Origin of the sequence: Pseudomonas ekonensis (assembly GCF_019145435.1) — a bacterium.
Taxonomy (GTDB): domain Bacteria; phylum Pseudomonadota; class Gammaproteobacteria; order Pseudomonadales; family Pseudomonadaceae; genus Aquipseudomonas; species Aquipseudomonas ekonensis.
The window spans coordinates 2,293,169-2,305,693 of the sequence record NZ_JAHSTS010000001.1 but is presented as its reverse complement, the minus strand read 5'-3'; the positions used below and the strand labels follow the sequence as shown (position 1 = coordinate 2,305,693).

At 65.3% G+C, this 12,525-nt stretch carries 7 protein-coding genes; 4 read left to right on the top strand and 3 right to left on the bottom strand.

Annotation, left to right across the window (positions count from 1 at the left end):
- Nucleotides 1–12 precede the first annotated feature (12 nt).
- Nucleotides 13–1,470, bottom strand: a complete 1,458-nt coding sequence (locus KVG96_RS10155) for a hypothetical protein (protein ID WP_225927240.1) — start codon at nt 1,468–1,470, stop codon at nt 13–15.
- 536 nt (nt 1,471–2,006) lie between these two features.
- A complete protein-coding gene (locus KVG96_RS10150; RefSeq protein WP_217891906.1) occupies nt 2,007–3,029 on the bottom strand; it encodes a zinc-dependent alcohol dehydrogenase family protein in 1,023 nt (340 codons plus the stop codon).
- A gap of 270 nt (nt 3,030–3,299) precedes the next feature.
- Between KVG96_RS10150 and KVG96_RS10145 the strand changes: the two genes are divergently transcribed.
- A complete protein-coding gene (locus tag KVG96_RS10145; protein WP_225927239.1) occupies nt 3,300–4,214 on the top strand; it encodes a LysR family transcriptional regulator in 915 nt (304 codons plus the stop codon).
- A 70-nt stretch (nt 4,215–4,284) separates the two neighbouring features.
- Here KVG96_RS10145 and KVG96_RS10140 read toward each other — a convergent pair whose 3' ends face one another.
- Nucleotides 4,285–5,691, bottom strand: a complete 1,407-nt coding sequence (locus tag KVG96_RS10140) for an amidase (protein WP_217891905.1) — start codon at nt 5,689–5,691, stop codon at nt 4,285–4,287.
- Nucleotides 5,692–5,782: 91 nt separating this feature from the next.
- Between KVG96_RS10140 and KVG96_RS10135 the strand changes: the two genes are divergently transcribed.
- The 3 genes from KVG96_RS10135 to KVG96_RS10125 all read left to right on the top strand — a co-directional run bounded on the left by KVG96_RS10135 (nt 5,783) and on the right by KVG96_RS10125 (nt 12,468).
- A complete protein-coding gene (locus KVG96_RS10135) occupies nt 5,783–6,046 on the top strand; it encodes a hypothetical protein (protein ID WP_217891904.1) in 264 nt (87 codons plus the stop codon).
- 150 nt (nt 6,047–6,196) lie between these two features.
- A complete protein-coding gene (locus KVG96_RS10130) occupies nt 6,197–7,147 on the top strand; it encodes a fatty acid desaturase (protein WP_217891903.1) in 951 nt (316 codons plus the stop codon).
- Nucleotides 7,148–7,215: 68 nt separating this feature from the next.
- Nucleotides 7,216–12,468 (top strand): non-ribosomal peptide synthetase, encoded by a 5,253-nt coding sequence (locus KVG96_RS10125; protein WP_217891902.1) that lies wholly within the window; start codon nt 7,216–7,218, stop codon nt 12,466–12,468.
- Nucleotides 12,469–12,525: the final 57 nt, after the last annotated feature.

Here is a 12,525-nt window from a genome sequence, read left to right as displayed (position 1 = left end):
GCGCCGCCCATCCTAACGTTCCTGGGAGCGGTCGCCCCCGAACACGCCGCCGTCCATCGGCGACGCCGACTCAAGCGGCCGCTGCGGGAGCGCCGGGACGGGCTCCATGGCATACAGCCGGCCGATGAGCCTGACGGGCAATCCGCTCACCTCCGCCATCCACTGCAGCACCTGCTCCGGCGCGTGCAGGCCCTGCATCGCGCGGTGCAGATCCGCAATCGCCACCAGCATGCCGGGGTGGCAGGCCCGCAAGAAACGCTCAAGGCCTGCGCCGCTGTCGGTGAACGGCGCAAACAACAGGCAGACGATCTGGTTTTCGCTCAGCCCGAAGCGCGATTGCAGGCCGGCCAGGGCCTTCTGCCTCAACTCCTCATACCCCTGGGGCTTGGCGAAGGTCGCGGCCAGATGCTCGCAGACCGGCTCCGGCACCTGCCGACGCCGCATGGCCGCCAGGCTGCGCTGCACAAACGCCTGGACGCCGGCCTCGTAGCCGTGCCCTTCCACGAACCGGGCCTGGAGGCCGCACAGGTAAGCGGCCACCAGCGGATCCGGGCATTCGTCGTCGAACAGCGCCGCGGACCACTCGGCCGGCTGAAACCCGAGGAACTCGCTGAGCAGCGGCCAACGGTCGTCGAGCTTGGCGACGAGCATGTCGTGGACGTCGATGAACACCGTGCGCCGACAGGCTTCGAACTGCCCTTCCGGGCGCCAGGGCATGCGCTCGGGCTCGGTGTAGAGCCGGCGGTAGCAGTCGCCGTCGAGGCCGTCGAGCAGCGCGAACAATTGGTCGTAGCTGCCCGAGTTGTCCGCCAGCGGTCCGATGCCGACCTTGCGCACCGCACGGTCCAGCCCGTCGATGAAGCGTCTCTGGCGCGCTGCGCAGTCGCTGCCGGCCAGCACATCGACGCCGTTGTTCCAGCGCGCCACCTGCCCATGGAATTCCGCCGTCGCCAGGTAACGGTCGTCCCACAGCTCCAACGGGTCGCTCCAGTTCCGGCGGTGGCCCACCATCAGCAGATTGATGCGGTTGGCCTCGCTGCCGCCTTCGCTGATGGGCGCCTGGTGATCGAAGGGCATCACCTCGCGGTGATCGACCATCAGCAGTTCGACCCGCGGATCGTCGCAGAGAAACAGCGCGGCATGGCTGCGGTGCATGTTCTCGAGCGCGGCCTGGTCATTGCTTTCATAGCGCAAGGTCGCCACCCGCAGCTGAAAGGTGGCCGGCGCGCGCCCGGCGATGCTCAACTGAGCGGCCCGCAGCATCGCCAGGGCATAGCAACTGTCCCGGGTGCCGGTCTGGACGGCCAGCACCTTGAACTCGCCGATGCGCTCGGTGCCGCCGGCCGCGACGACGAGGCGTTGAATAAGAAGTTGCAGCGCCGTGCGTTCTGCGCGGGAGAAAAAACTCAACAAGCGTTGCAGCACTTGCTGGTAGACATAATTCATTGCCTGATCATGGATTGTGCTCATCGGTCTCTTACCCGGTGCAGAAAAATTTCATACCCCGCCGCCAAACTCAGTGGCACGGAATAATGGATCATTAATAAATAGACGCTGAATCCTAACACTTAAGATTTCGTAGTTATTTGAAACACTTGAGTGCCGCCAAACCCATGAAACCAGCGCAGACCAAGGGCTGCAAGGGTTTTCCACGAGCAAAGGAGAGTCCTAGGAAACTTCTTACGCAGTCCCACAAACAGTGACCACAAGAAATAAAGAATGCTTTTTGCAAGCCGCCTACAACCTTTAAACAAGAATCGGCATATCGCAAAAAGACAAACAAGATTATTCGCCCAGAAAAAGCAGAATGCACAGACATGGCTCATTCCTTGAGATGAAAGTAATCATTCAATTATCAGGGCTTGAGGGACGATTAGAAGATACAGATCGCAGGCAAAAACCGGTTCAGTTGCTGAACGGTTGCGTGCGGACGCCGGTGAAAGTCCGGCCAGGGGCGTGAAGCAGAGGAAGGAGTCCGTGGCGGCACGGACTCCCGGACTGGAAGGTCAGGCCGTTTCGACCTGCAGGGCCACGCGTTCGCGGCAAGGGCACTCATCCATGTAGCGGTGGGCCTCGACGAACTGGTCGAACGGGAACACCCGGGTCTTGAGCGGCACCAGCACGCGGTCGGCGGTGAACTGGTTGATGTCGCGCAGGGCCCGCTGCAATGCGTCGCCGTCCTGCTTGATGCCCAGTTCAGGCTTACCGGTGAAGTTGCCGATGCAGTGCACGAAGAACTGGATGTTCTTCTGAAAGGCTGCGCAGGCCGGGAACGGCGTCTGGTTGCCGCCCTGCAGGCCGTACAGCACCAGGCTGCCGCGAGGCGCCAGCACATCGCCGAGCAACGACATCTGCGGACCGCCGAGGCCGTCGAACACCATCTCGACGCCACGGTTGTCGGTGATCTTGTTGACGCGGGTCAACAGGTCTTCCTCTTCGGTGACGATGACCTTCTCGGCCCCCAGCGACAACAGGTATTCACGCTCTTCGGCCGTTTTGGTCGCGGCGATCACCTTGACGCCCAGCGCCTTGCCCAGCTGGACAAAGGAAGGCCCCGCGCAGTGGCTGGCGTCGGTGACCAGGGCGAACTGGCCGGGCTTGACCCGCGCCAGGTCCATGTAGGCGAAATAGGCGATCAGCAGCGGCGTGTAGTGGACGCTGGCCTCGATCGGCGTGAGCACGTCCGGATAGCGGGTCAGCGCGGTGCGCGGCAGCACGATCAGCTCACCGTAGACCGGGTAGTCGTTGGGGCTTTCGGCCGGGAAGCTCGCGACCTTGTCGCCCACCGCCAGATCCTCGATGCCTTCGCCGACGGCCGTGACCACGCCGGCCATTTCATGGCCGAGGCCCGAAGGCAGACGGGCCTGGGACGACGCCAGGTTCTGGCGCCACAGGGTGTCGTACCAACTGATGCCGATCGCCTCGACGCGCACCTGCACTTCGCCGGGACCTGGCTGAGCGGCCGCATGCTCTTCGCACTTGAGCACCTCGGCCGGACCAAACTTGTGAAAACGGATCGTGCGGGACATCGCAAACCTCGTCAAAGTAACCTCTAATGCCCTGAACTCTATCTGGGCTTTCCAGCCAAGACCATCAGCGGCCATTAATAGTCGACATGCCTGTCATTGATTCCGCAGCATGGGCGGCATTGGCAAAATCCATGGGCATAAGACCGGAACCCGCTCAGTAAAGCTCAATTTTCCGGTGCAGAGTACCAGCCTTTCCCCGTACTATTCATGCCGGCCATTGTTCTCATATGGTCGCTCTCGTCAAGCTTGATGACTCTGCCAGGACTCCAGATGAATCGTAATGACCTGCGTCGTGTCGACCTGAACCTGTTGATCGTTTTCGAAACGCTGATGCACGAACGCAGCGTGACCCGCGCCGCGGAAAAACTGTTCCTCGGCCAGCCGGCCATCAGCGCCGCGCTTTCGCGCCTGCGTGGCCTGTTCGACGATCCGCTGTTCGTGCGCACGGGCCGGAGCATGGAACCGTCCGCCCGCGCCGTGGAAATCTTCGCCCTGCTCTCCCCGGCCCTGGACTCGATCTCCACGGCGGTCAGCCGTGCGGCCGAGTTCGACCCGGCCACCAGCACGTCGGTGTTTCGCATCGGGCTGTCGGACGACGTCGAATTCGCCCTGCTGCCCATGCTGCTCAAACGCCTTCGCGCCGAAGCGCCGGGCATCGTGCTGGTGGTGCGCCGGGTCAACTACATCCTGATGCCGAGCCTGCTGGCCTCCGGGGAAATCTCCATCGGCGTCAGCTACACCACCGACCTGCCGGCCAACGCCAAGCGCAAGGTGCTGCGCCGCAGCCAGCCGAAGCTGCTGCGCGCCGACACCGTGCCGGGGCCGTTGAGCCTGGACGACTACTGCGCGCGCCCGCACGCGCTGGTGTCGTTCGCCGGCGACCTCAGCGGCTTCATCGACGAAGAACTGGAAAAGCTCGGCCGCAAGCGCCACGTGGTGCTGGCCGTGCCGCAGTTCAACGGCCTGAGCACGCTGCTGACCGGCACCGACATCGTCGCCACCGTGCCGGACTACACCGCCGACGCCCTGACCGCCGCCGGCGGCGTGCGGGCCGAAGACCCGCCGCTGCCGACCCGCACCTTCGAACTGCACATGGCCTGGCGCGGATCGCAGGACAACGATCCGGGCGAGCGTTGGTTGCGGTCGAGGATTCAGATGTTTTTTGGCGACCCGGACAGCCTCTGAGCAACGGCCCCGTCGACCGGCTCAACCCACCCTTCCCCGGCCTCCAGCCACCTGGAGGCCGCCCGCAGCCTCAGACCTCGCCAAAAACCGCCGGCCGCCACCGCTCAAGCTGGCGTTCGAGCAGCGCGGCCAGCGCCAGGAGGCGCTGTTCCTTCCAGTGAGGGCCGATGATCTGGAGGCCGATCGGCAGGCCCAGCTCCGGGTCGAGCCCCACCGGCAGCACCACCACCGGCGAACCGGACAGGCTGAAGGGGAACACGTAGCCGTACCGTGAGCGGCCGTCCAGCGATTCGCCCGGTTTGAACGCGACATCCGGGAACACCGGGCAGATCAGCACGTCGTGGTCGCGGAAGAAACCGCTCAGGCCACGGCGGAAGGTATTGATGTAGGCAAGGTCGACCTTGAACTGATCGACGCTCAATTCCGTCTCCCTGCTCGCCTGCACCAGTCCTTCCAGGCACGCCGAGAATTTGTCGCGCCCAAGGCTGGGCAGGAACTTGTCCCAGGCCCGGGCGGCATCGCCACCGGAAAGGAAGATGTTCCACAGGCTGTCGCACGCCTGTTCCATGCCCGGCGGCGCGACCTGGCTCACTTGCCGCACCTGCGGCTCCAACAGGCCGGCGACCCGTTGCAGGGCGTCGCGCACCGAAGCCCGCACCGTCACCCCCGGCAGCTCATGGAACAGCGCGACCCGGGCCTGGGCGAGGGGCAGGTCATCCTCGAACGGTACGTCGACGGTGTCCGGGTCATGGCCGTCCGCCCCGGCGATCAGTTGCCCCAGCAGCTTGATGTCATCCACATAACGCCCCATCACGCCATAGGCCGATGTCATGTGGATCAGCCCGGTTCGCTCCACCGGGTATTGCCCGGTCAGGGGGACACGGCCCTGGGTCAGCTTGAACCCGCACACGCCGTTGAAATGCGCGGGTATGCGCAGGCTGCCCCCGGCATCCGAACCCAAGCCTGCCGGGCTGCAACCTGCGGCGATGCCGGCGGCTTCCCCGCCGCTGCTGCCGCCGGGGCTTCTGGAAAGGTCGAAGGGATTGAGAGTGCGTCCGTACAGGAAGTTTTCCGTCTCGAAGGACATGCACAGCTCCGGGACATTGGTGATCCCCAGGATCAGCGCGCCGGCCTCGCGCAGCCGCCGCACCACGGTGGCGTCGGCCGGGCTCGGCGCGCCGTGCCATTCGGGCATGCCGCAGGACATCTTGAAACCCTCGACATGGCAGACGTCCTTGATGGTGATGGGCACGCCATGCAACGGCCCCAGCGCCTCCCCCGCCGCGACCCTGCGGTCCGCCGCCTGCGCCTGTTCGAGCAACCGGGCCGGATCGGCCGGCTGGACAATGGCGTTGATCGATCCGTTGCGCTCGGCGATGCGGCGCAGATAGAACTCGACAAGCTGTCGGCTGGTGACGTCTCCCTCACGAATGGCCCGTGCCATCTGGGCAATACTCAGCGCGTCAAAGTCCGTCATGAATGGCTTCCGTAATAACACTGTTTGAAGGGTGCGGCGGGCATCGCCGGTGCGGCCATGGCGCCCGCACGGCGGGTCGGATGGGGCGAGCGTGCGCAAGAATAGGGGAAAAACCGGTCGGCACAAAAAACAGGCGGCCCTGCCGGGCGAACGCTGCGCAACCGGCAAATGCCCGTGTTTGCCGGGCGGAAAATCCGAACTGATTTTTTTCTCTTTTTTACCTGCCGAAAGAGAAATAAAAATTCCGAAGCCTTTGTTCGGACGGCGAAAAAAGCAAAAAACCTCTCACGCGGATTCAGATAATAGAGCTACAACACTTGCCGCCGGCATCGGTTCACATGTCGGCGGCTCATAAATACTCAGGGCTCGCCTTATCGGATCGTGCCCCTGCCAGGATGGAACCTCTTCCCGCAACCTCTGCCCTTTTTCGATCATGCCGCTGCCTCATCAGCGAACGGCATCGGGCAACGTTGTCTTGCGAAAAGGCGCCACACAAGGAGTGGACATGCTTCAAAGTAAAGTCTTCAGGTACTCGTACTGGGATCTTGCATGCTGCCTGGTGATTCCGTTCCAGATCGCCGTCTATTGGCTGCTGGCCTTGAACTACGAACACCTTTCCCTGATCGCGCTGCTGGCCATGGTGCCTGTGCTGTTTGCCTTGTCCTTGCAGAATGCCGGCGCCAACCATAACCACTACCACACTCCGTTCTTTCGCATCCGCTGGATGAACACCCTGGTGCGAATGGGCTTTTCCATGACGGAAGCGCCCAAGACGCCCTACAACATCGGGCACGGCATTCACCATGTCACCCACCAGTCTTGGAACGACACGTCCATCCTGCGCATCCTCGGCCTCAAGCGCACGTTGTCCGGGCAACTCGTCAACTTCGGCCTGTTCGTTCTCGAATCGGTGGGGCTGAAGTATCTCGTCCTGCTGATCCTGCTCAAGCACTGGCCCCTGGAGCGCGTCGCGGCGCTGGCCTCGCCCGACGACCCTGCACTGGGTGTCCGGGCGCTGAAGAAACTGCTGGAGCCGTCGAAGCTGAAGGCGGCGAAGTACGACCTGGCGGCCTGGTTCCTGTTCCGTCTGGTGCTGTGCCTGACCGACTGGCAGTTCTTCTTCTTTTACTTCATCCCGGTCACCTACCTGATCGACAGCCTGCGCCAGGGCGAGAACTACTTCCAGCACTGGGGCGCCACCGATCCCTTCGACCCCAAACGCGACTCGGTCAGTTGCTACGGCAAGCTCTACAACTGGCTGACCTTCAATCTCGGTTACCACCAGGAACATCACTACAAGCCGGGCGTGCATTGGCTGAAGCTTCCCGAGCTGACCAAGGATCTGCCCAGCGACCGCCACACCGTGCCGTATTCGCACTACTTAAATGCACCGTTGATGTTTCCGCAACGCTCGGCCCAGCTGAGGGCAGAGCGCGCCGCCCAGGCGCCTCAATGAGCTGAAGGCGGCCGTGCGCCGCCGCACCACGCTCCTCAACGAAACCGCGAATTCTTCAGAGCCGTGACATGGACAAGTCCCCGATGCACACCTTCGCCACCCTCCTCGATGTCGTCCGGTTCAGAGCCTCGCCAGGCGAGCAGAGCGCCGAACGCCTGGCGTTCACCTACCTGGATGACGGCGATTCGGTCAGCGGCTCGCTGACCTACGCCCAACTGGACCGCAAGGCCCGCAGCCTGGCGGCCCACCTTCAGCGCCTGACCCGCCCGGGTGACCGGGTGCTGCTGGTGTATCCGCCGTGCCTGGAATACATCATCGCGTTCTATGCCTGCGTCTATGCCGGTGTCATCGCGGTGCCGGCCCTGTCGCCGGCCAACGCCAAGACCCTGCCGCGCCTGCAACTGCTGGCGATCGACTCGCAACCCGCCCTCGCCCTGACCCTCGACAAGGTGTCCGGCGCCCTTGACCGCATGACGGCGGACAGCGAGGCGGACAGCCCGCTGACCGGCCTCACGTGGCTGGCCAGCGACACCCTGGACGACGCCAGCGAACACTGGCGGCGCCCGCCGACCGAGGCGAGCGACATCGTGTTCCTGCAATACACCTCCGGTTCGACCGGCGCTCCGAAAGGCGTGATGGTCAGCAACGCGAACCTGTTGGCCAACGTCGAGCTGTCGAAGCGCACCTACGGGATCCGCGAGCAAGACGTCTTCGTGTCATGGCTGCCCCCGCATCACGACTTCGGCCTGATCGGCGCCATCATCCTGCCGGTCTACCTGGCCGGGCATTGCGTGCAGTTCCCTCCGGCGGCGTTCGTGATGCGCCCGTTCCGCTGGCTGAAACTGATCGCCGACTACCGTGCCCGGGTCACCGGCGGGCCCAACTTCGCCTTCCAGCTGTGCGTGCAGCGCATCAGCGCAGCGCAGAAGCAGTCCATCGACCTGAGTTGCCTGGACATCGCGGTCAACGGCGCCGAACGCATCCGCCCGGCGACCTTGCGGTCGTTCGTGGACGCGTTTGCCGAGTGCGGGCTGCAACCGCAGTCGATGATTCCTGCCTACGGCATGGCGGAGTCGGTGTTGCTGGTGAGCGCCAACACCGGCACTGCCGCCGGGCAACTGCCGAAGATCCGCAGCATCAGCAAGAGCGCCCTGGAAAGCGGCCGGGTGGAACCCCAGCCGCACGCCGCGGACGCCGTGGAAGTCGTCGCCACCGGCACCGTGGTCACCGCCGACCACCAACTGGCGATCTTCCATCCGCAGACCGCCGTCCGGCTCGGCCCGGAACAGGTGGGCGAAGTCTGGATCAGCGGGCCGTCGACCGCCCGGGGCTACTGGCGCCGCGAAGAAGAGAGCCGCGTGTTCCACACCCGCGCCAGCGATGACGATGCGCGCTGGTTCCGCACCGGCGACCTGGGTTTCGTCAGCGAGGGCGAGCTGTACATCACCGGTCGCCTGAAGGAAGTGATGATCTTCAGCGGCCGCAACATCTACCCCCAAGACATCGAAATCACGGTCGAAGCCCTGGATCCGGCATTCCGCGCCAACGGATGCGCCGCCTTCTCCATCGAAGACGGCGAGTCCACCCAACTGGTGGTGGTGCAGGAGCTGGAGGCGCGGCATCAGCCCGACACCGACACGCTGGTGGCCCGCTTGCAGGCCGAGTTGGCCGAGCGGCATGAGGTCTTCGACCTGTCGGCGCTGCTGCTGGTCAAGACCGGCGCCATTCCCCGCACGTCCAGCGGCAAGATCCAGCGCACCCGCTGCCGGCAGCTGTTCCAGGACGCGGCCATCAAGACCGTTTGGGCCTGGCACCGGCAAGATCACGCCGACGGCCAGGAGGTACAGGACGATCCGGCGCTGGCCGACATCGAGGCGGCGCTGTCGGCGATCTGGCGAGCCACGCTGGATCGGCCCGACATCGCCAGCCACGACAGTTTCTTTCAGTTGGGCGGACACTCCCTGCTGGCCACGCAGATGATGCTGGAGGTGCGCAAGCGGTTTGACGTCGAGCTGCCGCTGAGCACGCTCTTCCACTCGCCGACCCTGCGTGCCATGGCCCGCGCCATCGCCAACGCATCGGCGAGTTCGGTTCCCGCCCTGCCCGCCATCGTCCGCGCAACGGGCAGCGATCCGTTGCCGTTGTCCTATGCCCAACAGCGCTTCTGGTTCCTCGACCAATACCAGCCGGAAAACCCGTTCTATTCATTGCCCCTGGCGTTGGACATCGAGGGCCCGGTGGATCCGCAGCTCGTCCAACAGGTGTTGGACACGCTGGTGGAGCGCCACATGCCGCTGCGCACCCTGTTCGACAGCGAAGGCGGTGTCCTGCGGCAACGGATCCTGCCCGCGCTGCGCATCCCCCTGGAGCAGATCGACCTGAGCCGACCGGCCGACATCGACGACGCCATCCGCCGCGAAGCGCAGCGCCCCTTCAGTCTCTCCCGGGGGCCGCTGATCCGCGCGTGCCTGCTGCGCAGCGCGCCGCAGCGGCATGTGTTGCTGCTGACCCTGCACCACATCATTTGCGACGGCTGGTCGAGCCAAGTGCTGGAGACGGAGTTCCTGGCGATCTACGACGCGCTCGCGAGCGGCCATGCCGTCGATCTGCCGTCGCTGGCCATCGACTATGCCGACTACGCCGTCTGGGAGCAGCAGTACCTGACCGGTCAGTGGCTCGAGCAACGCCTGGCGTTCTGGCGCAAGCACCTGTCGGGCGCCCCGACCGCGCTGGATCTGCCGATCGATTTTGCGCGTCAGGACGGCCACACCCAGGAAGGCGCGGTGAAAACGGTCGAGGTGCCGCCGGCGCTCGCCCGCCAGCTGGAAACCTTCGCGCAACGCCATGACGCGACGCTGTTCATGGTCCTGCTCAGTGCGATGACGGTGCTGCTGCACCGCATGACCGGGCAGGATGACCTGTGCCTCGGGGTGATGTCCGCGAACCGTCCGCAAGGCACCGAAGGCCTGGTGGGCAACTTCATCAACGTGGTGCCCCTGCGCAGCCATGTCCCGGCCGGCACGAGCTTCGCCGCCCTGCTCGAGAGCACCGCGCAGCGCTTGCTGAGCACCTACGACCAGCAGATTCCCTTCGAGCTGATCCTCAAACATCTGGCCCCCACCCGGCAGGCGACCGGCACGCCCTATGCCCAAGTGGTGATGAATTTCCACAGCGAACTGGCCCGGATCCCGCCACGCCAGGCGGGCCCGGAAGACCGGCGCATCAGCATCGCCGGACACCACGCCGGCAGCATCCACCACGCGGCCTTCGAGCTGAAGGTGGAGGTGCACTACGCAGGCGGCCGCCTGGAGCTCGCGTGCGAGTACAACACCGGGCTCTACACTGCGCAGAGCGTCGAGCGCCTGCTGGATCACTACCTCCTGCTGCTCGACGGCGCCACCACCCGGCCCCAGGTGCCGGTCGGCCATCTGCCCTTGCTGCGCGACAGCGAAATGCAGCGGTTGACGCAGCAATGGAACGACACCGGCAGGGACTACCCGACGACGAAAACCCTGCACGCCCTGTTCGAAGAACAGGCCGAACGCAGCCCCGACGCCATTGCCCTGGTCTTCGAGGGGCAGCCGTTGAGCTACGCCCGGCTCAACGCCTCGGCCAACCAGTTGGCCCACCACCTGGTCGGCTGCGGGGTCACGCCCGACTCGCTGGTGGCCCTGTGCCTGGAGCGCGGCCCACAGATGGTCATCGGCCTGCTGGCGATCCTCAAGGCCGGCGGCGCCTACGTCCCCCTCGACCCGCACTACCCGGCCGAACGCCTGGCCTACATGCTCGAAGACGCCAAGCCTGTCGTGCTGCTCTGCGAGGAAAGCCTGCGGCACTGCCTACCCGGTCATTCGCTGCCGACCCTGTGGCTGGACACCGAGCAGGCGCTGATCGCCGGCCAGCCCACCGGCAACCTCCAGCACGGGGATGCCCGATGCCTGGCCTACTGCATCTACACCTCGGGGTCGACGGGCCGTCCGAAAGGGGCGATGAACACCCATGCCGCCGTGGTCAACCGGTTGCTGTGGATGCAGGAACAGTACGGCCTGTCGAGCGATGACCGGGTCTTGCAGAAGACCCCGTTCGCCTTCGATGTCTCGGTCTGGGAGTTCTTCTGGACGCTGCTGCAGGGAGCCCGGCTGGTCATCGCCAAGCCCGAGGGGCACAAGGACCCGGCCTACCTGATGGAGGTCATCCAGGCCCAGGGCGTGACCACCCTGCACTTCGTGCCCTCGATGCTGCAGGCCTTTCTCGCCGCCCGGACCGCCCCGCACGCCAGCCCGCTGCGGCGGGTGTTCAGCAGCGGCGAGGCGCTGCCCGTCACGGTGGCCAACCAGTTTCTCGCACGCTACCCGCAAGCCCAATTGCACAACCTGTACGGCCCCACCGAAGCGGCGGTGGACGTCACCTACTGGCAATGCCAGCCCGACTATCGCCACGCGCTGGTGCCGATCGGCCGGCCGGTGGCCAATACGCGGATGTACATCCTGGACGAAGCCCTGGCGCCCGTGCCGGTCGGGGTCATCGGCGACCTCTACATCGCCGGCGTGCAGCTCGCCCGTGGCTACCTGGGGCGTCCCGACCTGACCGCCGAACGCTTCCTGCCCGACCCGCACGGTGCCGACGGCGGACGCATGTACCTCACCGGGGACCGCGGGCGCTACCTGCCTTCGGGCGATATCCAGTACCTGGGCCGCAGCGACCATCAGATCAAGATCCGCGGTTTCCGCATCGAACTGGGGGAAATCGAAAATGCCCTGCTCGACTTCCCCGCCGTGCGCGAGGCCGTGGTCGTGCCCCGCGACGATGCCGGCGGCGCCCCTTGCCTGGTGGCGTTCGTCGCCGCCAGCGCCAGCGAGGCCGACAGCGCCCGCTTGCGCCAGCACCTGGCCAAGACCTTGCCCGACTACATGCTGCCGAGCTTCTTCGTGGTGCTCGATGCCCTGCCGCTGAACGCCAACGGCAAGATCGACCGCCAGGCGCTGCCGGCCACGGACGTGCGCCTGGCCACCTCGGACGAACGCTACGTCGCGCCCGGCACGGCCACCGAAACGGCACTGGCCGAAATCTGGCAAGACGTGCTGAAGGTTCCCCGGATCGGGGTCAACGACAGCTTCTTCGAGTTGGGCGGGCATTCGTTGCTGGCCACGCAGATCCTCGCCAGAACCCAGGCTTTGTACGCGCTGAGCCCGCCGCTGAAGGTGCTCTTCGAGTCGCCGACGGTCGCGGCCATGGCGGCCTGGCTCGACGCGCAGAAACGCACGCCGCGCGCATCGGCACCGCCGATCAAGCGCCTGGCGCGCAACCGGGCCGTCGACTGAGCAATGCCTTGAACGTCGGTCCGGGCCTTGGCCTTACCCGCCAAGGCCCGGAGGAGC

Bases quoted from the DNA above. Each gene is read 5' to 3' on its own strand.
- KVG96_RS10155 (WP_225927240.1), bottom strand. From the start codon at position 1,470: ATGAGCACAATCCATGATCAGGCAATGAATTATGTCTACCAGCAAGTG.
- KVG96_RS10150 (WP_217891906.1), bottom strand. From the start codon at position 3,029: ATGTCCCGCACGATCCGTTTTCACAAGTTTGGTCCGGCCGAGGTGCTC.
- KVG96_RS10145 (WP_225927239.1), top strand. From the start codon at position 3,300: ATGAATCGTAATGACCTGCGTCGTGTCGACCTGAACCTGTTGATCGTT.
- KVG96_RS10140 (WP_217891905.1), bottom strand. From the start codon at position 5,691: ATGACGGACTTTGACGCGCTGAGTATTGCCCAGATGGCACGGGCCATT.
- KVG96_RS10130 (WP_217891903.1), top strand. From the start codon at position 6,197: ATGCTTCAAAGTAAAGTCTTCAGGTACTCGTACTGGGATCTTGCATGC.
- KVG96_RS10125 (WP_217891902.1), top strand. From the start codon at position 7,216: ATGGACAAGTCCCCGATGCACACCTTCGCCACCCTCCTCGATGTCGTC.